This window comes from Kosakonia sp. ML.JS2a (genome assembly GCF_025642095.1).
GTDB lineage: Bacteria > Pseudomonadota > Gammaproteobacteria > Enterobacterales > Enterobacteriaceae.
This window is the reverse complement of sequence record NZ_CP106754.1, coordinates 4,992,402-5,016,905: the sequence shown is the minus strand read 5'-3', so window position 1 is coordinate 5,016,905 and position 24,504 is coordinate 4,992,402. Positions and strand designations below refer to the sequence as shown.

Genomic DNA, 24,504 nt, shown 5'->3' with positions numbered 1-24,504 from the left:
AAGAGGACATTCGCCTTGGACACACCCAGTAGATACTGGCTCAATTTCCTGTTGTTCAGGAACAACTCCTAAGGCTATCTCCTCATGCTGATAGCCTTAGAGGTTGTCAGCGACTCGCTTTGTCCCCGTCGCACTGAGTCAGGCTGTTTAATGGTCTGAAACCCCTGTCGTTTCTGTGTGCCCTCCGAACTGTCCGATATTTTTTGCATTGGGAGTCCCGGCCATGCTGAGCGCATTTCAACTGGAAAACAATCGTTTAACCCGCCTTGAGGCTGACGAAATCAAACACCTCGCCAGCTCTGTTTGGGTTGATTTGGTCGAGCCGGACGATGAAGAACGTACCCGCGTGCAAACGGAATTGGGCCAGAACCTGGCCACCCGACCTGAACTGGAAGACATCGAGGCGTCGGCGCGTTTTTTTGAAGACGAAGACGGTCTGCACATCCACTCCTTCTTCTTTTTTGAAGACGCGGAAGATCATGCAGGCAACTCAACGGTAGCATTCACCATTCGCGAAGGCCGCCTGTTCACACTGCGTGAACGGGAACTGCCGGCATTTCGCCTCTATCGTATGCGCGCCCGCAGCCAGGAAATGGTGGACGGCAACGCCTACGAACTGCTGCTGGATCTGTTCGAAACGAAAATCGAACAGTTGGCGGATGAAATCGAAAACATTTACAGCGATCTGGAAAAGCTGAGCCGGGTGATTATGGAAGGCCAGCAGGGCGATGAGTATGACGAAGCGCTTTCAACGCTGGCAGAGCAGGAAGACATCGGCTGGAAGGTCCGCCTCTGTTTGATGGATACCCAACGCGCGTTGAACTTCCTGGTGCGCAAAGCGCGTTTGCCGGCGGGTCAGCTGGAACAGGCCCGCGAGATCCTGCGCGATATCGAATCCCTGCTGCCACACAACGAATCGCTGTTCCAGAAAGTGAACTTTCTGATGCAGGCGGCAATGGGTTTCATCAATATTGAGCAGAACCGCATCATCAAGATCTTCTCGGTGGTTTCCGTCGTATTCCTGCCGCCGACGCTGGTGGCCTCCAGCTACGGGATGAACTTCGAGTTTATGCCGGAACTGCACTGGAGCTTTGGTTACCCTGGGGCGATTATCTTTATGATCCTCGCCGGGCTTGCGCCGTATCTCTACTTTAAACGCCGTAACTGGCTTTAACGATCGAAAAAAGGTTCAGCCTGCGCTGAACCTTTTTTATTCAGAAGCTCCAGTCCTGGATGCCCTTTGTTTTAAAATCGTAATACCAGATATTTGTCCGCATAGCGACAATGGCGTTTACCAGATAGCCCAGAAAGCCGACGCCGGAAATAACCGCGAGCAAAAACACCACAACGTTAAGCACGATGACCAGCAGCGCCTTTTTCCATAAGCCAAGAATAAAGAGATAAATAAACGGAAAGAAAAAGGCGAAGTAGTTCATGGACACCTTTCTTTTCTGGCCGAAAGTCATACCTTTAAAGGCTTCTTTCCACGCCGGTGAAAGACCCCAGAATGAGGGATAACCGTGCTTTTCAAAGAATGCGAAGCGATACTTCCACTTGTCATTCAGCGACGCGTCATTTTGATAATCATAATTGCTGATAGTACTCATTTTCCTCTCCTAAATAGATATCCTGTCTATAGAATTTGTTTGTTTTTTTATCTGGGTCGGCGCCAGCATCAAGAAAAAGAACACCAGGCCGTCGTAGGCGCAGTAAATCCTCACGCCCAGCAGCATGCAGTCATCATCGCCTACGTACCCGAGACCGGCGACAACCAATGAGGCGAAATAAACGAGGATGGATGCAATAACGATATAACGGGCTTTCCCGCCGCTATCACGGCACCGTTGCGCATTGATGTTGATCTTCACCCAGGTGTAAATCAGGATGCAGAGCAGTGGCGCAACCGGCACGCTGGCCAGGCTAAAGAAGGCAAGTAAAAAGAGAATATGCAGAAGCAAAAAAATAAGGATATATGGCCCACGCATAAGGCACGTTTTGCCAGAAGGCAAAAAAATCCTGCGGATCATTTCCAATTCATCCTGAATGGCGTATATGACGAAGGCCGGAAATATAGCATTTCGTCATTTATATTCGATTAAGATAAATCTTAACTCTGAATATTTTGCGTATTTATAGATATCGGGCGGCTCTATTCCGCCCGTTTAATTTATTATGCCTTTTTGCGAAAACCGCGTTGAGTATAAATGGCATCGATCACAAAGATAGCCAGCGCAATCCAGATAAAGCCAAAGGTCACCATTTTATCTGCACCCGGGTGCTCGCCATAGAACAGTACCGCCAGCAGGAACATTAACGTCGGGCCGATATACTGGAAAAAGCCGAGCGTCGACAGACGCAGACGTGTTGCCGCGCCGGTAAAGCAGAGCAGCGGTACGGTGGTGACGACGCCTGCGGCGATCAGCAACAGATTAAGCGACAGGCTGTTTTGCCCCATGTGACTGGTCGGGCTGTCCGTAATGCCGAACAGCCATATCGCCGCCACAGGTAGCAGCCACAGCGTCTCTACCAGCATGCCGGTTTGCGCGTCGACGGCGATTTTTTTGCGTAGCAAGCCATAGAACGCGAAGCTAAACGCCAGCCCCAGTGCGATGACGGGTAATGAACCAAAGGTCCACAGTTGCACCAGCACGCCGATACCGGCCAGTAACACCGCTAACCATTGCATCCGGCGAAAACGCTCGCCCAAAAACAGCATCCCCAGCAGGATATTCACCAGCGGGTTAATAAAGTAACCCAGGCTGGCTTCCAGCATATGGTTGTGGTTCACCGACCAGATAAACAGCAGCCAGTTACCGCCAATCAGCACGGCGGAAAGCGCTAACAACAGGATCTTTTTCGGGGTGTGCAGCAGGGTTTTAACGCTGTGCCACTGTCGGCTGACACTGATTAACGCCAGCATAAAGAAGAAAGACCAGATAACGCGGTGCGTCAGGATTTCGTCGGCCGGGACATACCAGATCACTTTGAAATAGGCCGGGGCGACACCCCAAATAAAATAGGCGGCCAGGGCGAGTAACACGCCCAGCCGCGTCTGTTTTGCATCCATCAGGAAAACTCTTGGCTGAAATGAACTCTAATGTTACCTGATTTTACCGCCTCACCCCACCATATAAGTGGCGGTGGCACTGGCGATATAGAGCTGCTCTTCGTTATGCAGCTCCACGCGAGCCACTGCCACTTTGTTACCTGCGCGCAGTAAACTGCTGCTGGCGGTAAAGCGGTTACCGCGCCCCGGACGCAGGTAATCGACGCGCAAATCGATGGTGCCCATCCGCGATAAGCGCTGGCGCAGCTCCTCTTCGCTGATGGTTTCATGACGCGTCAACGTGCTGCCGACGCACACCAGGCCCGCAGCGACATCCAGCGCCGAAGCGATAACGCCCCCATGCAAAATGCTCTGTGCCCAGTTACCCACCATCATGGGTTGATTGGTGAAACTCAACTGTGCGTACTCTTTTTCATAACGCTCCAGCTCCAGCCCTAACGCCCGGTTAAAAGGCATGTGGTAAACAAAAATCTCACCTACCGTTTTCAGGACTTCTTCCGCTGTGAGAACGACTGACATAATTATCTGATCCGATGAGTTAACAAAATGTTGATAATATGCTTATCGTTTGTTGATTTCCACTTTCAGAACCGATACATGAGCAGTTATTCAATAAATATGTAGAATGCTTGCGGGGAAGATATTCACGTCAACAATATGTTTTGGGAGCACCACACCAATGCGGACCTCTCTGGGTTGGCTTTTCGCAGTGCTTGCACTGCCATTTACGGTATACGCACAGGAAGCCACGGTAAAAGAAGTTCATGATGCACCCGCCGTGCGCGGCAGCATCATCGCCAATTTATTGCAGGAGCATGACAATCCCTTCACGCTCTATCCGTATGAATCCAACTACGTTATCTACACGGATACCAGCGACCTGAACAAAGAGGCTATCCGATCGTATAACTGGTCAGATAACGCGCGCAAAGATGAGGTGAAATTCCAGTTGAGCCTCGCGTTCCCGTTCTGGCGTGGGATCCTCGGGCCAAACTCCGTGTTCGGCGGCTCCTATACGCAAAAATCCTGGTGGCAACTTTCGAACAGTTCTGAGTCTTCGCCGTTTCGCGAGACGAACTATGAACCGCAGTTGTTCCTGGGTTTTGCGACCGATTATGAACTGGCTGGCTGGACCCTGCGTGACGTGGAATTCGGTTTTAACCATGACTCGAATGGCCGCTCCGACCCGACGTCCCGTAGCTGGAACCGTCTTTATACGCGCCTGATGGCGCAAAACGGCAACTGGCTGGTCGAAGTGAAACCGTGGTATGTGGTGGGGTCGACGGATGATAACCCGGACATCACCAAATATATGGGCTATTACCAGTTGAAAATCGGCTACCAGTTGGGGGATGCGATCCTCAGCGCAAAAGGCCAATATAACTGGAACACCGGCTATGGCGGCGCGGAAATTGGTTTAAGCTACCCCGTCACCAAACACGTGCGCCTTTATACCCAGGTGTATAGCGGCTACGGCGAATCGCTGATTGACTATAACTTTAATCAAACGCGTGTTGGCGTAGGCGTGATGCTTAACGATCTGTTTTAAAGCATTGCAGTTTCCGGCGCAGGCGCTGAAAATAGCGCCTGTTTTTATTTCAGGCAGATGGGGTCATTGTGGCGCAGGCGGAAGTATTGAATCAGGAATCGCTGGCTAAACAGGTTTTGCAAGAAACCTTTGGCTACCAGCAGTTCCGCCCGGGCCAGCAGGACATCATCGACACGGTGCTTGGCGGTCGCGACTGCCTGGTGGTGATGCCAACAGGCGGCGGGAAATCGCTGTGCTACCAGATCCCGGCGCTGGTATTGGATGGTCTGACGGTGGTGGTATCACCGCTGATCTCATTGATGAAAGACCAGGTCGATCAACTCCTTGCCAACGGTGTGGCGGCGGCGTGTCTGAATTCGACCCAAAGCCGCGAGCAGCAGTTTGAGGTGCTCGCGGGGTGTCGCAATGGGCACATCCGTTTGTTGTACATCGCCCCCGAACGCCTGATGCTCGACAACTTCCTCGATCAGCTTCGCCAGTGGAACCCGGTATTGCTGGCGGTAGATGAAGCGCACTGTATTTCCCAATGGGGGCACGATTTCCGCCCGGAATACGCTGCGCTGGGCCAGTTGCGTCAGATGCTCCCCGCCGTGCCGTTTATGGCGCTGACCGCCACGGCGGACGACACTACCCGCCGCGATATTGTTAACCTGCTGGGGCTCAACGACCCGCTTATTCAGGTTAGCAGCTTCGATCGCCCTAACATCCGCTACATGCTGATGGAAAAATTCAAGCCGCTTGATCAGCTCCTGCGCTATGTCCAGGAGCAACGCGGCAAATCCGGCATTATTTACTGCAACAGTCGCGCGAAAGTGGAAGACACTGCGGCGCGTCTGCAAAGCCGCGGTTTTAGCGCCGCAGCCTACCATGCGGGTCTGGAGAACGATGTGCGCGCACGCGTGCAGGAGCAGTTCCAGCGCGACGATCTGCAAATCGTGGTGGCGACGGTGGCGTTCGGGATGGGCATCAATAAACCCAACGTCCGTTTTGTGGTGCATTTCGACATTCCGCGCAATATCGAATCCTATTATCAGGAAACTGGCCGCGCCGGGCGTGACGGCCTGCCAGCGGAAGCGATGTTGTTTTACGATCCGGCGGATATGGCGTGGCTGCGTCGTTGCCTGGAGGAGAAACCCGCCGGGCCGCTACAGGATATTGAACGGCATAAACTTAACGCGATGGGCGCGTTTGCTGAAGCGCAAACCTGCCGCCGTTTAGTGCTGCTGAACTACTTTGGCGAAGGGCGACAGGAGCCGTGCGGCAACTGTGATATTTGCCTCGATCCGCCACGCCAGTACGACGGCTTGCAGGATGCGCAAAAAGCGCTGTCGGCGATTTATCGCGTGAACCAGCGCTTTGGGATGGGATACGTGGTGGAAGTGCTGCGCGGCGCCAATAATCAGCGGATCCGCGAAATGGGGCACGACAAATTACCGGTCTACGGGATCGGGCGCGATCATAGTCATGAGCATTGGGTCAGCGTGATCCGCCAGTTGATCCATTTAGGTTTCGCCACGCAGAACATTGCCCAGCACTCTGCGCTGCAACTCACCGAAGCCGCGCGCCCGATATTGCGCGCGGACGTGCCGCTGATGCTGGCCGTGCCGCGTATGGCGGCGCTGAAGTCGAAAGTGATGCAAAAAGCGGCCGTCGGTAATTATGACCGCAAGCTGTTCGCCAAATTACGCAAGCTGCGTAAAGCCATCGCCGACGAAGAAAATATTCCGCCGTATGTTGTGTTCAACGATGCCACGCTGATTGAAATGGCCGAGCAGACGCCGCTGTCGCCTGGGGAAATGCTCAGCGTGAACGGCGTGGGAACGCGCAAGCTCGAACGTTTCGGCCAGGAGTTTATGGCGTTGATCCGCGCGCATGTCGATGGTGAAGAGGAGTAGTCAGCCCGCAGGAAAAGTGCGAGGATAATGACTCACTGAACTGTTTCCCCGCGAGTTATCTATGTTGATGCTATTTCTCACCGTTGCGCTTGTGCACATTGTTGCACTGATGAGCCCCGGTCCGGATTTCTTCTTCGTCTCTCAAACTGCCGTAAGCCGCTCGCGCAAAGAAGCGATGATGGGCGTACTCGGTATCACCACCGGTGTCATGGTCTGGGCTGGCGTGGCGCTGCTTGGGCTGAACCTGATCCTCGAAAAAATGGCCTGGCTGCATAACATCATTATGGTGGGCGGCGGCTTGTACCTGTGCTGGATGGGGTATCAGATGCTGCGCGGGGCGCTGAAAAAAGAGCAGAAAAGCGGCGATGCGCCGCAGGTTGAGCTGGCGGCCAGCGGTCGCAGCTTTATGAAAGGCTTACTCACCAACCTCGCGAACCCGAAAGCGATCATCTATTTTGGTTCGGTGTTTTCGCTGTTTGTCGGCGACAGCGTGGGCGCGGGCGCACGCTGGGGCATCTTTGTGCTGATCGCGCTGGAAACATTCGCCTGGTTTACCGTGGTGGCCAGTCTGTTCGCCTTACCGAAAATCCGTCGTGGTTATCAACGCCTGGCGAAGTGGATCGACGGTTTTGCCGGTGCACTGTTCGCCGGTTTCGGCATCCATCTGATCATCTCTCGTTAAGCCCGATTTGCCCGGTTAGCGTCGCGCCACCGGGCATCATCTTCAGGCGTGTCTTGCGGATGCCAGCAGCGCGCCGACCAGCATAAACAGCGAACCAAACACTTTGTTCAGCGCTTTCATTTGATGCGGGCCTTTGATCCATGCCGCAATGCGCTGCGCCAGCGTGGCATAACCAATCATCACGATAATATCCACCACAATGGTCGTCACGCCGAGCACCACATACTGCATCACCTGTGGCTGGTTTGGCACAATAAACTGTGGGAACAGCGCGGCAAGAAACACGATGCTTTTCGGGTTGGTCAGGTTTACAAACACCGCCCGCTTAAACAGACGCCCGCGCGACTGGGTTTGCGCCAGCGTATTGAGATCGATAGCGCCTGCGGCGCGCCATTGCTGGATCCCAAGCCAAATCAGGTACGCCGCGCCCGCCCATTTCAACACTTCGAACGCCAGCACTGAACGGGAAAACAACGTTCCCAGACCCACGCCTACCAGCACGATATGAATGCCCAAACCGGTTTGCAGCCCGGCAATGGATGCTGCCGCACCGCGATAGCCATGGCTGATGGAGGTGGTCATGGTGTTGATTGCGCCAGAACCGGGGGACAGGCTCAGGATTAAGGATGTCAGCAGGTAGGCGAACCACCATTCGAAGGTCATGAGAAACTCCCTGGATGTCTGTTTTTATGCCACAATACGCTATTGTCAGCGGAATTTGCTATTGGTCACAAAAAAACGATTTTACATGGCTAACAGGGGCGAAATCCCAATGTTTCGGCAAAAAACGGCATGGGAAACCAGAGAAAAAGCGTTCGCGGCTTTTACCATGGGGCCACTGATGGACTTCTGGCGCTCGCGTGAAGAGGCGGAGTTTACCGGCGTGGATGATGTGCCGGTGCGTTTTGTCCGGTTTCGCGCGCAGGGTAACGATCGCCTGATTGTCGTCTGCCCTGGCCGCATTGAAAGTTATGTGAAGTATGAGGAACTGGCGTACGACCTGTTCCACCTCGGTTTTGATGTGCTGATTCTCGATCACCGCGGTCAGGGGCGTTCCGGGCGAATGCTGCCGGACACGCACCGTGGCCATGTGGTTAATTTTAGCGATTATGTCGATGATTTGGCGGCCTTCTGGGATCAGGAAGTCGCCAGCGGGCCGTGGCGTAAACGCTATATTCTGGCGCACTCGATGGGTGGTGCAATATCTGAACTCTTTTTGCAGCGTTACCCGCAGGCGTGCGATGCCATTGCGCTGTGTGCGCCGATGTTCGGCATTATCATTCGCCTGCCGGAGTGGATGGTGCGCCCCTTGCTCGACTGGGCGGAGAGTTACCGCAGCATCCGCGAGGGCTATGCCATCGGTACCGGAAGCTGGCGCGCGTTGCCCTTCGCCATTAACGTGCTGACGCACAGCCGTGAACGCTACCGGCGCAACCTGCGTTTTTATGCCGACGAGCCGAAGCTCCGCGTTGGCGGGCCGACCTGGCACTGGGTGCGGGAAGGTATTCAGGCGGGTGAGCAGGCGCTGGCGGGCGCGGAAAAAGATATCACCCCAACACTGATTGTTCAGGCAGAAGAGGACCATGTGGTGGATAACCGCATGTTGCAACGCTTCTGCGACATTCGCGCTGCGGCGGGCCACCCCTGTGAAGGGGGCAAACCGCTTGTCATTCAAGGCGCGTACCATGAGATCCTTTTCGAAAAGGACGCTATGCGCTCGGTCGCGCTCAACGCCATCGTCGAATTCTTCGACCGGCATAACTGATGACTTATCGAGGTTAAATTTTCTTATGTACCAGGTTGTTGCGTCTGATTTAGATGGCACATTACTCTCCCCCGACCACACACTGTCGCCTTTCGCCAAAGAAACGTTAAAACTGCTGACCGCGCGCGGCGTCAACTTTGTTTTTGCCACCGGCCGCCATCATGTGGATGTCGGGCAAATCCGCGATAATCTGGGCATCAAAGCCTATATGATTACCTCTAACGGCGCGCGCGTGCACGATACCGACGGCCATCTGGTCTTTACCCACAATCTGGATCGCGATATTGCCGCCGATCTGTTCGGCGTGGTGCATAACGAACCGGATATTGTGACTAACGTCTACCGTGATGATGAGTGGTTTATGAACCGCCACCGCCCGGATGAGATGCGCTTCTTCAAAGAGGCGGTGTTCCAGTACTCCCTGTATGAACCCGGAATGCTGGAGACCGACGGTATCAGCAAAGTCTTTTTCACCTGCGAAAGCCATGAAAAACTGCTGCCGCTGGAGCAGGCGATTAACGCTCGCTGGGGCGATCGCGTGAACGTCAGTTTCTCTACGCTGACCTGTCTGGAAGTGATGGCGGGCGGTGTTTCGAAAGGGCATGCCCTGGAAGTGGTGGCCGGTGCGCTGGGCTACAGCCTGAAAGAGTGCATCGCATTTGGCGATGGCATGAACGATGCCGAAATGCTGTCGATGGCGGGCAAAGGCTGCATTATGGGTAATGCCCATCAGCGCCTGAAAGAGTTGCACCCGGAGCTTGAGGTGATCGGCACCAATGCCGACAACGCCGTGCCGAATTATCTGCGCAAGTTGTTCCTCGAGTGATTAACATTGACATGTGGTTATTTGTTAACCACATGTCAACTAAAAACTCAAACTTTGTACAACTGAGTTCGCTACAATGCGTGTTCACTAATCTGAGAGACATTCATTGTGGCGTTACTGATCATCACCACGATCCTGTGGGCTTTTTCCTTTAGCCTGATTGGCGAATACCTGGCCGGTCATGTCGACAGCTACTTCTCCGTGCTGATGCGCGTGGGGCTGGCGGCGCTGGTATTTTTACCGTTCCTGCGCGCGCGCGGCCATAACCTGAAAACCCTCGGGCTGTATATGTTGGTGGGGGCGCTGCAACTGGGCATTATGTATCTGTTCAGCTTCCAGGCGTATCTCTATCTGACCGTGTCTGAATTCCTGCTGTTTACGGTCTTTACACCGCTGTATATCACCCTGATTTACGATCTACTGAGCAAGCGCCGGCTGCGCTGGAGCTACGCGCTGAGCGCCGGGCTGGCGGTGATTGGCGCGGCGATCATCCGCTACGACAAAGTGAGCGATCACTTCTGGGTGGGGCTGATTCTGGTGCAGCTGGCGAACATCAGCTTCGCCATCGGCATGGTGGGTTATAAACGCCTGATGGAGACGCGCCCGATGCCGCAGCATAACGCCTTTGCCTGGTTCTATCTCGGTGCATTTGTGGTGGCGATTATTGCGTGGTTTGTGATGGGCAACCCGCAGAAGCTACCGACCACGACGTTGCAGTGGAGCGTGCTGGTCTGGCTGGGCGTGGTGGCGTCCGGGCTGGGTTACTTTATGTGGAACTACGGCGCCACCCAGGTGGACGCCGGGACGCTCGGCATTATGAACAATGTGCACGTTCCCGCCGGGTTATTGGTGAACCTGGCTATCTGGCAGGAACAGCCGCACTGGCCGAGTTTTATTATGGGTGGTGCGGTGATAATGGCCTCGCTGTGGGTGCATCGGCGTTGGGTCGCTCCGCGCTCCGCACAAACGGCAGATGATCGCAAGCGTGGTTCCGCGCTGAGCGAATAAACGCTTCCGTGATCGGCTGACGCTGCTCGCCATCGCGTACGGCAGCGTACAACCGGCTCCACAATCCTTCACCCAGGGTCTTGGTCACCACCAGACCCTGGCGTTCAAAACTCTCCACGACCCAGTGCGGCAGCGCAGCGATCCCCATGCGCGCGGCAACCATCTGAATCAGCAGCAGTGTGTTATCCACGCTTTTGAGCGATGGACTGATGCCAGCCGGTTGCAGAAAATGACGCCAGATATCAAGGCGACTGCGCTGTACCGGGTAGATCAGCAGCGTTTCGCTAGCGATATCATCCGGCGTGATGCGTGCTTTCGCCGCCAGCGGATGCTCCGGCGCCAGTACCAGTCGCACCTCAAAATCAAACATCGGCGAATAGTGCAGACCGCTGCGCGGCAGGATGTCGGACGTCATCACCAGATCCAGCTCGCCCTGTTGCAGCGCAGGCTGCGGATCAAACGTCACGCCAGATTTGAAATCCATCTCAACCTGCGGCCAGTGCTGGCGGAAGTTCTCAAGCGCTGGCGTCAGCCACTGAATACAGCTGTGGCATTCAATAGCGATACGCAGCGTGGTTTGCTGCGGTTCATTGCAGGATTGCAGCGCGCGACTGATTTGCGGCAGCACCTGATTGGCCAGTTGCAGCAGGATCTCGCCCTGTGGCGTAAAGCGTAATGGCTGGCTTTTACGCACAAAGAGCCGGAAGCCAAGGCGTTGTTCCAGATCGCTGAACTGGTGGGAAAGGGCGGATTGCGTCTGGTGCAGCGTCGCCGCCGCTGCCGCGAGCGACCCGCTGTTCCGTAACGCCTGCAGCGTTTTCAGGTGTTTAATCTCGATCATGAAAGTCCTTCACTCCGGCATGAACAATTTGCGCTTGAGGAATATACAGTACCTTCACAATATAGATGTGTAAACATCTGGACGTCCAAAATCCTTCGTCTTTCGAATTAATGGTGCGTTGGCTTCACTCACGTCCCCCAGTCACTTACTTGAGTAAGCTCCTGGGGTTCCCTGAGTTTGCCGCCTTCCCTTAATCCGAAATCCTTTGGATTAACCTATTGAAGAGGCTAAAAATGACAATTCTTAATCACACCCTCGGTTTCCCTCGCGTTGGCCTGCGTCGCGAGTTGAAAAAAGCGCAAGAAAGCTACTGGGCGGGTAACGCCACCCGTGAAGAACTGCTGGCGGTAGGTCGTGAACTGCGCGCCCGCCACTGGGATCAGCAAAAAGCCGCTGGCATCGATCTGCTGCCGGTAGGCGACTTCGCCTGGTACGACCATGTTCTGACCACCAGCCTGCTGTTAGGCAACGTGCCGGCTCGTCATCAGAACAACGACGGCTCTGTTGATATCGACACCCTGTTCCGCATTGGCCGCGGTCGCGCACCCACCGGCGAGCCAGCAGCTGCCGCAGAAATGACCAAATGGTTTAATACCAACTACCACTACATGGTGCCGGAATTCAGTAAAGGCCAGCAGTTCAAACTGACCTGGACCCAGTTGCTGGATGAAGTCGATGAAGCACTGGCGCTGGGCCACAAGGTCAAACCTGTACTGCTGGGGCCGGTCACGTATCTGTGGCTGGGCAAAGTTAAAGGTGAACAGTTTGACCGCCTGAGCCTGCTGGCCGACATTCTGCCGGTTTACAAACAGGTGCTCGCGGAACTGGCGAAACGCGGTATTGAGTGGGTGCAGATCGATGAACCCGCGCTGGTGCTGGAGCTGCCGCAGGCGTGGCTGGACGCGTTCAAACCGGCTTACGACGCGCTGGCAGGTCAGGTGAAACTGCTGCTGACCACCTACTTTGAAGGCGTGACCCCGAACCTTGATGTCATTACCGCGCTGCCGGTGCAGGGTCTGCATGTCGATCTGGTGCACGGTAACGACAATGTTGCTGAACTGCACACATGTTTGCCAGCCGACTGGCTGCTCTCCGCTGGCCTGGTGAATGGCCGTAACGTCTGGCGCGCCGATCTGACGGAAAAATATGCGCAAATTAAAGGCATTGTCGGCCAACGTGCGCTGTGGGTGGCTTCTTCCTGCTCGTTGCTGCATAGCCCGATCGATCTGAGCGTTGAAACGCGGCTTGATGCGGAAGTGAAGAGCTGGTTTGCCTTTGCCCTGCAAAAATGCGAGGAGCTGGCGCTGCTGCGCGATGCGCTGAACAGCGGCAACACCGAACAATTGAATGAATGGAGCGCCCCAATCCAGGCGCGTCGCCACTCTACCCGTGTACATAACACGGCGGTGGCCAAACGTCTGGCGGCGATCACCGCGCAGGACAGCCAGCGCGACAACCCGTACGCCGAGCGTGCGCAGGCGCAGCGCCAGCGCTTTAACCTGCCGGCATGGCCGACCACGACCATCGGGTCATTCCCGCAGACCACCGAGATCCGCGGTCTGCGTCTGGATTTCAAACAGGGACGTTTGGACGCGGGCAACTACCGCACCGGCATTGCCGAACATATCAAGCAGGCCATTGTGGAGCAGGAGCGTCTTGGTCTGGATGTGCTGGTGCACGGTGAAGCGGAACGTAACGACATGGTGGAGTACTTTGGCGAGCACCTGGACGGTTTTGTCTTCACGCAAAACGGCTGGGTACAGAGCTACGGCTCCCGCTGCGTCAAGCCACCTGTCGTGATCGGCGACGTGAGCCGCCCGGAAGCGATCACGGTGGAGTGGGCGAAGTATGCGCAGTCACTGACCGACAAACCGGTAAAAGGCATGCTGACCGGTCCGGTTACCATTCTCTGCTGGTCGTTCCCGCGTGAAGACGTGAGCCGCGAAACCATTGCCAAACAGATTGCCCTGGCGTTGCGTGACGAAGTGGCGGATCTGGAAGCGGCAGGCATCGGCATTATTCAGATCGACGAACCGGCATTGCGTGAAGGTTTGCCGCTGCGTCGCAGCGACTGGGATGCGTATCTCGCCTGGGGTGTAGAAGCGTTTCGTATCAACGCCGCGGTGGCGAAAGATGACACGCAGATCCACACCCACATGTGTTACTGCGAGTTCAATGACATCATGGATTCTATTGCGGCGCTGGATGCGGACGTGATCACCATTGAAACCTCGCGTTCTGACATGGAGTTGCTGGAGTCGTTCGAAGAGTTCGAATACCCGAACGAAATCGGACCGGGCGTATATGACATTCACTCGCCAAACGTGCCAAGCGTGGAGTGGATTGAAGCGCTGTTGCAGAAAGCGGCGCAGCGCATTCCGGCGGAACGCCTGTGGGTAAACCCGGATTGCGGTCTGAAAACCCGTGGCTGGCCGGAAACACGCAGCGCGCTGGCTAACATGGTGAAAGCGGCGCAGAACCTGCGCCAGGCCTAAGCCTTCTCGCGCCGCCAGCGGTAAAGCCGGCGGCGCGTTATCCCCCTGTAATGCGCTAACATCCCGCCAGCAACATTTCTGTCAAATTCCCTTGTTTTAATCATCGCAACGAAAACAAAGGGGACGAACCATGAGTAAAAAAAATGCGTTGGCGGCACTGTTGCTGGCAATCATGAGCGCATCGGCTTTTGCGAAATCCACGCTGACTCTCTACACCAGCCAACCGACGGAAGATGCGCAGGTTACCGTCAGCGCGTTCGAAAAAGCGCACCCGGATACGGAAGTGAAATGGATCCGTGACGGAACCAGCAAACTCATTGCCCGCCTGCAAGCAGAACTCGCCGCCGGAGGCGCAGCGCCAGATGTGCTGTTGATTGCCGACAGCGTCACCATGGAGTCCCTGAAACAGCAACACTTGCTGGCCCCTTACACTTCGCCGCAGGCTGCGCGATTCGATGCGCAGCTCTATGATAAAGAAGGCTATTACTACGGCACGAAACTGATCACCACCGGCATTGCTTACCACAGCAAAGCGCCGGTCAAACCGACCTCCTGGCAGGATCTGCTCAAACCTGAACTGAAAAACATGACCACCTTGCCCAGCCCGCTTTACTCCGGCGCGGCGCAGATTCATCAGGCGACGCTGATGACGGATCCTACGCTGGGTTGGGGCTATTACGAAAAGCTGAAAGAGAATGGCGCTATGCCGCAGAACGGTAACGGCGCGGTGATGAGTGCTATCACCTCCGGCAGCAAAGCGTATGGCGTGCTGGTGGATTACATGGCGATCCGCGAAAAAGCCAAAGGCGCACCAATTGAGTTTGTGTTCCCGAAAGAGGGCGTCAGCATAGTCACCGAGCCGGTTGCGATGCTGAAAGGCGCGAAAAACCCGGAGGGAGCAAAAGCGTTTATCGACTTTGTGCTCTCTGACGAGGGGCAAAAACTGGTGCTGCAACAGGGGTATCTGCCTGCTGATGCCGCACTGCCGGTACCCACCGGTTTCCCGCCACGAGACAGCATCAAATTAATGCCTTTCGATGCGGCAAAAGCGCTGGCGGATACAGAAGCCAACAAAAAACGGTTTGCCGACTTGTTTGGAAACCGCTAACGGATGACCAGCATGACGCTGCGTCAGAACGCTGGCAGCGGCCCGGGTAAAGGGCTGATGTGGCTATTATTATGCCTTGTCGCCTTGCTCAGCGTATTGCCGAGCCTGCGCTTGCTGCTCTCTGCGCTGCTCGACTGGCAACAGGGCAGCGACAGCAGTTTATGGCGCGTGCTGAGCAACCCGGCAACCTGGGTTGCGCTCTGGCACAGCGTCTATACCAGCGGGCTGGGTACGCTGCTTTCTCTGCTGCTGGGCGGCCTGTTCGCCTTTTGCCTGGCGTTGACTGACATCCGCATGAAACAGCTGTGGGTATTTCTGTTTATGCTGCCGATGATGATCCCCCCGCAGGTCACGGCCCTGAGCTGGCTGCAACTGTTTGGGCCGGGGAGCATTTTGCTCAATAGCCTCGGGCTGGCGCCTGGGTTTGGCAGCGCCAATCCGCTCTACTCGGCCGAAGGGATCGCGCTCCTGCTTGGTATTCAGCACGCGCCGCTGGTATTTCTGGCGCTGCGCACGCAGTTGCAATCGTTGCCGAAAGAGCATATTGAAGCTGCGCGTCTACACGGCGCGTCGCTGTGGCGGGTCTTTTTCGATATGGTATTGCCCTTGTGCCGCACTGCGCTGTGGGCCGGTGCGGCGATTGCATTTGTCTCTGCGCTGGGGAATTTTGGCATTCCGGCGATGCTGGGGATCCCCATCTCGTATTTTGTGCTGCCTGTGTATATCTACCAGACACTTTCCAGCTTTGGCCCCTCCATGCTCAATGATGTCGCCGCGCTGTCGGTGCTGATGGGCTGCGTAGCGATAGGGATTGTCACGCTGCAAGGGCATATGCAACGGCGTTATGCTTTGCCGCTGATCGGCATGGCCGGACGGGCGCTCGGTTTTACACTCGGAAAATGGCGGCTGGTCACGGAAGCTCTGCTGGCGGTGGTCTTATGCGCCATTCTGCTCGCGCCGCTGTTGGCATTGATCGTCACGTCGTTGGTGCCCACGCTGGGCGTGCCGCTGAATAGCGATACGCTGACCTTTGCGGCCTGGCGCGGTATTTTCGATGTGCAGAGCGCCACCTGGCACGCACTGACCAACAGTCTTTTTTTGTCTGTTTCCGCCGCCGTTATGTTGATGCTGCTGAGTTTGCCGCTGGCATGGCTGCTGGTGCGCTACCCCAACCGCGCGCTGCGCTGGCTGCACAGCCTGATCGACATTCCCTATACGCTTCCTGGCGTGGTGCTGGCGATTGCCTGCATTTTACTGTTCACCCGCCCGTTACCGCTGCTGGATATCAGCCTGAGCGGGACGCTGACGATTATCCTGTTTGCGTATCTTGCCCGCTTTCTGACGGTATGCCTGAAACCGGTGCACAGCAGCATGTTGCAACTGGATCCGGCCATGGAAGAAGCCGCCAGCCTGGCAGGGGCGGACTTCTCTCAGCGGCTGCGCCATATTGTGTTGCCGTTGCTGGCGCCTGCGGCGTTTGCGGGGGCGTTGCTGGTCTTCTTGACCGCCGTAAATGAACTGACCGTGTCGGCGTTGTTATGGAGCGCCGGAAAAGAGACGCTCGGCGTGGTGATTTTTAATCTTGATGAAAGCGGCAATAAGGTGCTGGCCTCGGCGATTTCTGTGCTGGTCGTGGCGTTGATCGCCTTGGTGATGCTGGCATTGAGCGCGCTTGGCCGCTACTTCCCCAAAGGAGTGATCCCATGGCAGAACTGAGACTGGAGCGCTTAAGCAAAGTCTTCGGCGGGCAAACCGTGGTGCGGGAATTAACGCTTACCCTTCCGCAGGGGGCGTTTACTGCGCTATTGGGACCGAGCGGTTGCGGCAAAACCACTACGTTGCGCATTCTCGCCGGGCTGGAGCAGCTCAGCGCAGGGCGTTTGCTGTTAGGGGATCGCTTGTTAGCGGATGCCACCACCCATATGCCTCCGGAGCAGCGTGATATGGGGATGGTGTTTCAGTCCTACGCCCTGTGGCCACATATGACGGTGGCGGAGAATGTCGGCTATCCGTTGAAGCTGCGTAAGGTGCAAGGGGCTGCGCGGCAGAAACAGGTTATGGCGGCGCTGGAGGTGGTTGAGCTTGGCGCGTATGCCGCGCGTTCGCCGCAGGAGCTGAGCGGCGGCCAGCGGCAAAGGGTGGCGCTGGCGCGTTGCCTGGTTTCTGAACCGCAGGTGGTGCTGCTGGATGAGCCATTGGCTAACCTCGATCGCCATCTGCGCGCCACCATGGAACAGACGTTCCGTGAGTTTCATCGGCGTACTGGCGCGACCTTTGTCTATGTCACGCACGATCAGGCGGAGGCGATGGCGTTAGCCAGCCATATCGCGGTGATGCATCAGGGTGAACTTAAACAGTGGGGCGCGCCGCAAGCGCTGTATCAGCATCCGCACAATGCCTGGGTTGCCCGCTTTATCGGCAAGGGCAGTGTTCTTTCCCTCGCCACGCCAGCGGGCGTCAGGCAACTGGATAGTGCGTTGTTACACGAGGGCTTTGGCACGGGCGAGCGGCAGCAAGTCCTGATCCGCCCGGAGCATGTGCAGGTGGCTGATGACGGGTTGCGCGTTGAGGTGGAGAGTTGTGTCTATCTGGGCGAGCGTTACATGCTGGATTTGCGCCTGCACGATGGGCAAACGCTGAGTGCGTTTCATCATTCGCCGCTGTCTTTGCAACAGACGGTACACGTTCGTCTGACCCAGGGCTGGCGTCTGGAGGCGGCGTAACGTGTCGCCTCCAGCGCGATAACGTTATTTTTTGCCGTACTGCGCGAACCACGCCAGCATCCGCTGCCAGCCATCTTTTGCTGACTCTTCGTGATAACTCGGGCGGTAATCGGCGTTAAAGGCATGCCCCGCATCGGGGTAAACCACGATTTCCGCATTGGCGTTGGCAGCACGCAGGGCCTGGCGCATGGTTTCCACGGTGTCGACCGGGATCCCGGTATCCTGCGCACCATACAGACCCAGTACGGGCGCGCTGAGTTCGGTCGCGATATCCACCGGATGGTTCGGCGAGTTCAGCGATTTCTCCCCCACCAGTTTGCCATACCAGGCGACAGCCGCTTTCAGTTGAGGGTTATGCGCCGCGTACAGCCAGGCAATGCGCCCGCCCCAGCAAAAGCCGGTGACCAGCAACTGGTGAGCGTTACCGCCGTTGCGCGCCGCCCAACTGGCAACATGATCGAGATCGGCCAGCACCTGCGCATCCGGCACTTTGCTGACCAGACCGCTGAGCAGCGTTGGCACATCGGGAAAATCATTGGCGTCGCCCTGGCGGAAATAGAGTTCCGGCGCAATGGCGAGGTAGCCCTCCAGCGCGAGACGGCGGCAGATATCGCGAATATGCTCATGCACGCCAAAGATCTCCTGCACCACAATCACGATGGGCAGGGGCGCGTCCGCATGTTTTGGGCGCGCGTAAAAAGCGGGCATGTTTTCGCCCTGGGTCGGAATTGACGTTTCGCCTGCGATTAAGGCGTCTTCCGGCGTATGTACGATGGTTGAAGCGTGAGGTGAAGCTGCAGGTGCAAAGCCCGGCTGTTTATCCGTTGTCATGGCATTCTCCATACCCTTTATTAGCGCTTCAATAACTATAGACGGGAAGGCCTGTCGCGCGCGCAAATCACCCCGCTATAGACTATCTTTGCTGCTGAGTTGTCGGATGTAACATGTTAATGTGATTAATATCACTTTTTTATGGAAATCATGTGCAAACATTTTCATTCTCGGTGATGCCAGTCACGAAATTAGGCGTATGCCTTCTGTAAAGTAGCTTTTTACCTCTTCCGATAAAACCGACCACAGAGGAGTCTGTTATGTCCAAGTCTGATGTTTTTCATCTCGGCCTCACCAAAAACGATTTACAAGGGGCTACGCTGGCTATCGTCCCTGGCGATCCGGAGCGTGTGGAAAAGATCGCCGCGCTGATGGAAAAGCCGGTCAAACTGGCATCGCATCGCGAATTTACCAGCTGGCGCGCTGAGCTCGACGGCAAACCGGTTATCGTGTGCTCCACCGGTATCGGCGGCCCGTCAACCTCTATTGCGGTGGAAGAACTGGCGCAGCTCGGTATCCGTACTTTCTTACGCGTGGGCACAACGGGCGCTATTCAGCCGCATATCAACGTCGGCGATGTGCTGATCACCACCGCTTCCGTGCGTCTTGACGGCGCCAGCCTGCACTTTGCGCCAATGGAGTACCCGGCGGTTGCTGACTTCGCGTGCACCACCGCACTGGTGGCAGCGGCAGAGGCGATTGGCGCGACTAAACACATTGGCGTGACGGCCTCTTCCGACACGTTCTACCCGGGCCAGGAGCGTTACGACACGTTCTCTGGTCGCGTAGTGAACCGCTTTAAAGGTTCGATGGAAGAGTGGCAGTCAATGGGCGTGATGAACTATGAAATGGAGTCCGCCACGCTGCTGACCATGTGTTCCAGCCAGGGGTTGCGCGCCGGGATGGTTGCCGGGGTGATCGTTAACCGCACCCAGCAGGAGATCCCGAACGCTGAAACCATGAAGCAAACGGAAAGCCACGCGGTGAAAATCGTTGTGGAAGCGGCGCGCCGTCTTCTGTAATTCTCCCTCCTGCTTTTAAAGGCCGACACGTTCGGCCTTTTCTTTTTGCGTACCTCCTCGCAGGAAAAGCCCTTCCAAACTGGACGTTTATACAGCACAATCCCCGACTGTATTGATGAGCAATCAGGGGGCGTGGTGGAGACTTCAATCATCGTTATGGCGGCGTTAGCGCTGGTGGGCCTGGTGGTCGGCTGGCTGGCGGCGAGCTGGCGTGGGGCGCAGCAGCAGGCGGAGCTCCTCGCCGGGCAGCGCGATCTCTTTGGCGAACTCAGCGCTGCGCGCCAGCAGGTCGCTCAAAGCGAGCACTGGCGCAACGAGTGTGAACTGCTGAATAACGAGCTACGCAGCCTGCAGCACATCAACAGTTCGCTGGAGGCTGACCTGCGCGAAGTCACCACCCGACTGGAGTCAACCCAACTGCACGCGGAAGAGAAACTGCGCCAGATGCACAGCAGTGAGCAGCGCCTGACCGAACAGTTTGAAAACCTCGCCAACCGTATTTTTGAACAGAGCAACCGTCGCGTGGATGAACAGAACCGTCAGAGTCTCAACGGCCTGCTGACACCGCTGCGTGAGCAGCTTGACGGTTTTCGTCGCCAGGTGCAGGAGAGCTTTGGCCAGGAAGCGCGGGAGCGCCACACGCTGGCCCACGAAATCCGCAATCTTCAGCAGCTCAATGCGCAGATGGCGCAGGAAGCCATCAACCTGACCCGGGCCTTAAAAGGCGATAACAAAACGCAGGGAAACTGGGGTGAGGTGGTGTTAACGCGGGTGCTGGAGGCTTCCGGTCTGCGTGAAGGTTATGAATACCAAACGCAGGTCAGCATTGAAAATGACAGCCGGGCGCGTATGCAACCGGATGTGATTGTCCGTTTACCGCAGGGTAAAGATGTGGTGATTGACGCCAAAATGACGCTGGTGGCCTATGAGCGTTATTTCAATGCCGACGATGAATTTACCCGTGAAGGCGCGTTGCAGGAGCATATCGCGTCGGTGCGTAATCATATTCGCCTGCTGGGGCGCAAAGATTATCAGCAGCTACCCGGCCTGCGCAGCCTCGACTATGTGCTGATGTTTATTCCGGTTGAGCCCGCATTTCTGATTGCGCTCGACAGACAGCCCGAACTGATTACCGAGGCGTTAAAAAATAACATTATGCTGGTCAGCCCGACCACGCTGTTGGTGGCGCTGCGCACTGTCGCCAATCTGTGGCGTTATGAGCATCAGAGCCGCAATGCGCAACAGATTGCCGAGCGGGCGAGCCGTCTGTATGACAAAATGCGGCTGTTCGTTGACGACATGTCCTCCATTGGTCAAAGCCTGGATAAAGCGCAGGATAACTACCGTCAGGCGATGAAAAAGCTCAGCGGCGGGCGCGGCAATCTGCTGGCACAGGCTGAAGCATTTCGTGGCCTGGGGGTGGAGATCAAACGCGAGATTAATCCGGAATTAGCGGCGGAAGCGCAGGCGCAGGATGAGGAATTCCGGCTACGAGCGGGCCAGGACGCGTTAAACGATCATAATGAAGACAACATATTAGATGCGGCGATAGCGGGCGATGCACCAGCGGGCAGCGCATCGTCGGGTGGTTGAATCGTAGGGCAATCGCGCCCAATCTGTTACACTTCACGAACAAATTCTTCAATAGCGGGCACTGAGATGGTGGAAGATTCAAAAGAGACGACGCACTTTGGTTTTCAGACCGTCGCCAAAGAGAATAAAGCCGAGATGGTGGCGCATGTTTTCCATTCGGTGGCGTCAAAATATGACGTAATGAACGATTTGATGTCGATGGGCATCCACCGTTTATGGAAGCGTTTTACGATTGATTGCAGCGGCGTTCGCCGCGGGCAAAAAGTCCTCGACCTGGCCGGTGGTACGGGCGACCTGACCGCTAAATTCTCCCGTCTGGTGGGCGAAACGGGGCAGGTTATCCTGGCGGATATCAACGACTCGATGCTGAAAATGGGGCGCGAAAAACTGCGCAACATCGGCGTGATCGGCAACGTTGACTATGTGCAGGCGAATGCCGAAGCGCTGCCGTTCCCGGACAACACCTTTGACTGCATCACCATCTCTTTCGGCCTGCGTAATGTGACCGAAAAAGAAAAAGCGCTGCGCTCTATGTTTCGCGTGCTTAAGCCTGGCGGTCGTCTGCTGGTGCTGGAGTTTTCCAAACCGATTATTGAGCCGCTGAGCAAAGCCTACGACGCCTACTCCTTCCATGTGCTGCCGCGTATTGGCCAGCTTGTCGCCAGCGACGCTGAAAGTTACCGCTACCTTGCTGAATCCATCCGTATGCATCCCGATCAGGAAACCCTGAAAGCGATGATGCAGGATGCGGGCTTCGAGAACGTCGATTATTACAATATGACCGCCGGTATCGTTGCCTTGCACCGTGGCTACAAATTCTGACAGGAGTGCGTATGCCCTTTAAGCCCATGGTGAACGCTGGCATTGAGCGCGCGCTGAATACGTTTCTCTACCGTGAAGGCGCGCTGAAACCGGCGCGTCAGCGTTTGCACGGCAAGGTATTGCGTATTGTGGTGCAGGAATTTTCCTCGCCGTTTGTGCTGGTGTTCAGCGAACGGCAGGTGGATGTCCTCGGCGTGTGGGAAGGCGAAGCTGATTGCTCCGTTATCACGCATCTGCAGGTGCTGCCAAAGCTGCGTAATCGCCAGCAACTGACCGCGCTTATCCGCAGCGGCGAGCTGGAAGTGCAGGGCGATATCCAGGTCGTGCAAAACCTGGTGTCGCTGCTGGATCTTGCCGAATTTGATCCTGCTGAAGTGCTGGCCCCGTGGACTGGTGATATCGCCGCGGAGGGTATCGGTAAAATTCTGCGCGGCGGCGCGCGTTTTCTTCGTCAGGGTTTTCAGCGCCAGCAGCGCTATGTCTCAGAAGTTCTTACGGAAGAGTGGCGTGTCGCGCCAGGCGCGCTGGAAGTTGCCTGGTTTGCGGAAGAGACGTCGGCCACCGAGCGTGCGGTGGACGCGTTGACGAAACGCCTGGATAAACTGGAGGGCAAATGACGCCAGGAGAACTACGGCGCCTCTATTTCATCATCCAGACCTTTTTAAGTTACGGGCTTGATGAGCTTATCCCCAAAATGCGCATTACCCTGCCGCTGCGACTCTGGCGACGGATGCTGTTCTGGATGCCGAACCGGCACAAAGAGAAAGCCCTTGGGGAACGCCTGCGTCTGGCCTTGCAGGAGCTGGGTCCGGTATGGATTAAATTCGGGCAAATGTTATCTACCCGCCGCGATTTATTTCCCCCGCTGATTGCCGACCAACTGGCGATGTTGCAGGATCGCGTTGCGCCTTTTGATGGTCATCTCGCAAAACGCCAGATCGAGCAGTCAATGGGCGGGATACCGATTGAAACCTGGTTTGACGACTTTGAGATCACGCCGCTGGCGTCCGCGTCGATTGCGCAAGTACACACCGCGCGCCTGAAAGAGAGCGGTAAAGAGGTTGTGATCAAAGTTATCCGCCCGGATATCCTGCCGGTGATCAAAGCCGATCTGAAGCTGATCTATCGCCTGGCGGGCTGGGTGCCTCGCTTATTGCCGGATGGTCGTCGTCTGCGCCCGCGAGAAGTGGTGCGCGAGTACGAAAAGACGTTGATCGATGAGCTGGATCTGCTGCGTGAAGCGGCGAACACTATCCAGCTGCGACGTAATTTTGAAAACAGCCCGATGCTCTATGTGCCGGAGATTTACTCCGATTATTGCAGCCAGAACATGCTGGTAATGGAGCGCATCTACGGTATACCGGTGTCCGATATTGCGGCGCTGGAAAAGAACGGCACCAATCTCAAATTGCTGGCGGAACGTGGTGTTCAGGTGTTTTTCACCCAGGTTTTCCGTGACAGCTTCTTTCATGCAGACATGCACCCCGGCAATATTTTCGTCAGCTACGCGCATCCGGAAGATCCGCAATATATCGGTATTGACTGCGGTATTGTGGGTTCGCTGAATAAAGAAGATAAGCGCTATCTGGCGGAGAACTTTATCGCCTTCTTCAATCGTGATTACCGCAAAGTCGCTGAACTGCATGTGGATTCTGGTTGGGTGCCGCCGGATACCAACGTTGAAGAGTTTGAGTTCGCGATTCGTACCGTTTGTGAACCTATCTTTGAAAAGCCGCTGGCGGAAATCTCGTTCGGTCACGTATTGCTTAATCTGTTTAATACTGCCCGGCGTTTTAATATGGAAGTGCAGCCGCAACTGGTGCTACTGCAGAAGACGCTGCTTTATGTGGAAGGCGTAGGCCGCCAGCTCTACCCTCAGTTGGATCTGTGGAAGACCGCGAAACCTTTCCTCGAATCGTGGATCAAAGATCAGGTAGGCATTCCTGCGTTGATCAAAGCCTTTAAAGAAAAAGGACCGTTTTGGATCGAGAAAATGCCGGAACTTCCTGAACTGATCTACAACGGCTTGCAGCACGGTAAGCATTTACAGCGCAGCGTTGATAAAATCGCCAGCGAACTGCAAACCAACCATATCAGGCAGGGGCAGTCACGCTATCTGTTCGCGATTGGCGCGACATTGCTGTTAAGTGGAACGCTGTTGCTGATTAATCGACCAGACTGGGGACTTCATCCTTTATGGTTAATGGCGGGCGGTGTAGCCGCCTGGCTGTTGGGCTGGCGCAAAACGCGTTGACGGTGACGCCGCTCGCGAGAGGC

24 protein-coding genes are annotated in these 24,504 nt (G+C 55.8%); 17 read left to right on the top strand and 7 right to left on the bottom strand.

All coding sequences use genetic code 11. The annotated features are described in order from the left end of the window. Nucleotides 1-15 precede the first annotated feature (15 nt). Both ysgD and corA read left to right on the top strand, forming a co-directional pair. On the top strand, nucleotides 16-72 hold the full coding sequence (ysgD, locus tag N7922_RS25345; RefSeq protein WP_411554294.1) for a YsgD/CorL family protein: 57 nt from the start codon (nucleotides 16-18) through the stop codon (nucleotides 70-72). Nucleotides 73-223: 151 nt separating this feature from the next. After that, nucleotides 224-1,174: a magnesium/cobalt transporter CorA gene (gene corA, locus N7922_RS23660; RefSeq protein WP_039055048.1), complete on the top strand. Its 951-nt coding sequence runs from the start codon at nucleotides 224-226 to the stop codon at nucleotides 1,172-1,174. A gap of 40 nt (nucleotides 1,175-1,214) precedes the next feature. Here the strand turns inward: corA and N7922_RS23655 are convergent, their stop codons facing one another. From N7922_RS23655 to yigI, 4 genes are all read right to left on the bottom strand, one after another. After that, the gene (locus N7922_RS23655) at nucleotides 1,215-1,607 is read right to left on the bottom strand and encodes a DUF2628 domain-containing protein (RefSeq protein WP_263098535.1); all 393 of its coding nucleotides are present in this window, start codon (nucleotides 1,605-1,607) and stop codon (nucleotides 1,215-1,217) included. A 9-nt stretch (nucleotides 1,608-1,616) separates the two neighbouring features. Beyond that, nucleotides 1,617-2,027 (bottom strand): hypothetical protein, encoded by a 411-nt coding sequence (locus tag N7922_RS23650; RefSeq protein ID WP_263098534.1) that lies wholly within the window; start codon nucleotides 2,025-2,027, stop codon nucleotides 1,617-1,619. Nucleotides 2,028-2,170: 143 nt separating this feature from the next. After that, on the bottom strand, nucleotides 2,171-3,067 hold the full coding sequence (rarD, locus tag N7922_RS23645) for an EamA family transporter RarD (RefSeq protein ID WP_263098533.1): 897 nt from the start codon (nucleotides 3,065-3,067) through the stop codon (nucleotides 2,171-2,173). A 51-nt stretch (nucleotides 3,068-3,118) separates the two neighbouring features. Beyond that, complete coding sequence (gene yigI / locus N7922_RS23640; RefSeq protein ID WP_263098532.1) at nucleotides 3,119-3,586, bottom strand: acyl-CoA thioesterase YigI; 468 nt, start codon at nucleotides 3,584-3,586, stop codon at nucleotides 3,119-3,121. Between the two features lie 160 nt (nucleotides 3,587-3,746). Here yigI and pldA point away from each other — a divergent pair, with 160 nt between their 5' ends. The 3 genes from pldA to rhtC all read left to right on the top strand — a co-directional run bounded on the left by pldA (nucleotide 3,747) and on the right by rhtC (nucleotide 7,193). Further along, a complete protein-coding gene (pldA, locus tag N7922_RS23635; protein WP_263098531.1) occupies nucleotides 3,747-4,616 on the top strand; it encodes a phospholipase A in 870 nt (289 codons plus the stop codon). A 68-nt stretch (nucleotides 4,617-4,684) separates the two neighbouring features. Continuing rightward, entirely contained in the window at nucleotides 4,685-6,511 is a 1,827-nt protein-coding gene (gene recQ / locus N7922_RS23630; RefSeq protein WP_263098530.1) for an ATP-dependent DNA helicase RecQ, read from the top strand. A 61-nt stretch (nucleotides 6,512-6,572) separates the two neighbouring features. Then, a complete protein-coding gene (gene rhtC, locus N7922_RS23625) occupies nucleotides 6,573-7,193 on the top strand; it encodes a threonine export protein RhtC (RefSeq protein ID WP_088237727.1) in 621 nt (206 codons plus the stop codon). 42 nt (nucleotides 7,194-7,235) lie between these two features. On the opposite strand, the gene rhtB is transcribed toward rhtC, so the two are convergent. After that, complete coding sequence (gene rhtB, locus N7922_RS23620) at nucleotides 7,236-7,856, bottom strand: homoserine/homoserine lactone efflux protein (protein WP_263098529.1); 621 nt, start codon at nucleotides 7,854-7,856, stop codon at nucleotides 7,236-7,238. 109 nt (nucleotides 7,857-7,965) lie between these two features. Here rhtB and pldB point away from each other — a divergent pair, with 109 nt between their 5' ends. The 3 genes from pldB (at nucleotide 7,966) to N7922_RS23605 (ending at nucleotide 10,792) form a co-directional block, all read left to right on the top strand. Next, entirely contained in the window at nucleotides 7,966-8,958 is a 993-nt protein-coding gene (pldB, locus tag N7922_RS23615) for a lysophospholipase L2 (protein WP_263098528.1), read from the top strand. A gap of 25 nt (nucleotides 8,959-8,983) precedes the next feature. After that, a complete protein-coding gene (yigL, locus tag N7922_RS23610) occupies nucleotides 8,984-9,784 on the top strand; it encodes a sugar/pyridoxal phosphate phosphatase YigL (protein ID WP_263098527.1) in 801 nt (266 codons plus the stop codon). A gap of 108 nt (nucleotides 9,785-9,892) precedes the next feature. Next, nucleotides 9,893-10,792 carry a carboxylate/amino acid/amine transporter gene (locus N7922_RS23605; protein WP_263098526.1) on the top strand — a complete coding sequence of 300 codons (900 nt, stop codon included), beginning with the start codon at nucleotides 9,893-9,895 and terminating at the stop codon, nucleotides 10,790-10,792. Here N7922_RS23605 and metR read toward each other — a convergent pair. Beyond that, nucleotides 10,680-11,633, bottom strand: coding sequence for an HTH-type transcriptional regulator MetR (metR, locus tag N7922_RS23600; RefSeq protein WP_263098525.1), 954 nt, complete (start codon nucleotides 11,631-11,633; stop codon nucleotides 10,680-10,682). The genes N7922_RS23605 and metR overlap by 113 nt on opposite strands. A gap of 233 nt (nucleotides 11,634-11,866) precedes the next feature. On the opposite strand from metR, the gene metE reads away from it, so the two are divergent. From metE to N7922_RS23580, 4 genes are all read left to right on the top strand, one after another. Further along, entirely contained in the window at nucleotides 11,867-14,128 is a 2,262-nt protein-coding gene (metE, locus tag N7922_RS23595; protein WP_263098524.1) for a 5-methyltetrahydropteroyltriglutamate--homocysteine S-methyltransferase, read from the top strand. Nucleotides 14,129-14,258: 130 nt separating this feature from the next. Further along, the gene (locus tag N7922_RS23590; protein WP_263098523.1) at nucleotides 14,259-15,236 is read left to right on the top strand and encodes an ABC transporter substrate-binding protein; all 978 of its coding nucleotides are present in this window, start codon (nucleotides 14,259-14,261) and stop codon (nucleotides 15,234-15,236) included. A 12-nt stretch (nucleotides 15,237-15,248) separates the two neighbouring features. Further along, a complete protein-coding gene (locus tag N7922_RS23585) occupies nucleotides 15,249-16,952 on the top strand; it encodes an ABC transporter permease (RefSeq protein WP_263098522.1) in 1,704 nt (567 codons plus the stop codon). After that, nucleotides 16,940-17,959 (top strand): ABC transporter ATP-binding protein, encoded by a 1,020-nt coding sequence (locus N7922_RS23580; RefSeq protein WP_263098521.1) that lies wholly within the window; start codon nucleotides 16,940-16,942, stop codon nucleotides 17,957-17,959. Before N7922_RS23585 ends, N7922_RS23580 begins: the two co-directional genes overlap by 13 nt. Before the next feature lie 24 nt (nucleotides 17,960-17,983). Here the strand turns inward: N7922_RS23580 and N7922_RS23575 are convergent, their stop codons facing one another. Beyond that, nucleotides 17,984-18,790: a dienelactone hydrolase family protein gene (locus N7922_RS23575; RefSeq protein ID WP_263098520.1), complete on the bottom strand. Its 807-nt coding sequence runs from the start codon at nucleotides 18,788-18,790 to the stop codon at nucleotides 17,984-17,986. Between the two features lie 260 nt (nucleotides 18,791-19,050). Between N7922_RS23575 and udp the strand changes: the two genes are divergently transcribed. The 5 genes from udp to ubiB all read left to right on the top strand — a co-directional run bounded on the left by udp (nucleotide 19,051) and on the right by ubiB (nucleotide 24,481). Then, a complete protein-coding gene (gene udp / locus N7922_RS23570) occupies nucleotides 19,051-19,812 on the top strand; it encodes a uridine phosphorylase (protein WP_263098519.1) in 762 nt (253 codons plus the stop codon). Nucleotides 19,813-19,968: 156 nt separating this feature from the next. Next, nucleotides 19,969-21,405 carry a DNA recombination protein RmuC gene (gene rmuC / locus N7922_RS23565; protein ID WP_411554293.1) on the top strand — a complete coding sequence of 479 codons (1,437 nt, stop codon included), beginning with the start codon at nucleotides 19,969-19,971 and terminating at the stop codon, nucleotides 21,403-21,405. A 66-nt stretch (nucleotides 21,406-21,471) separates the two neighbouring features. Further along, the gene (gene ubiE, locus N7922_RS23560; protein WP_263098517.1) at nucleotides 21,472-22,227 is read left to right on the top strand and encodes a bifunctional demethylmenaquinone methyltransferase/2-methoxy-6-polyprenyl-1,4-benzoquinol methylase UbiE; all 756 of its coding nucleotides are present in this window, start codon (nucleotides 21,472-21,474) and stop codon (nucleotides 22,225-22,227) included. Between the two features lie 11 nt (nucleotides 22,228-22,238). Next, nucleotides 22,239-22,844: a ubiquinone biosynthesis protein UbiJ gene (gene ubiJ / locus N7922_RS23555; protein WP_263098516.1), complete on the top strand. Its 606-nt coding sequence runs from the start codon at nucleotides 22,239-22,241 to the stop codon at nucleotides 22,842-22,844. Beyond that, a complete protein-coding gene (gene ubiB, locus N7922_RS23550) occupies nucleotides 22,841-24,481 on the top strand; it encodes a ubiquinone biosynthesis regulatory protein kinase UbiB (protein ID WP_263098515.1) in 1,641 nt (546 codons plus the stop codon). The genes ubiJ and ubiB overlap by 4 nt, the downstream gene beginning before the upstream one ends. Nucleotides 24,482-24,504 lie beyond the last annotated feature (23 nt).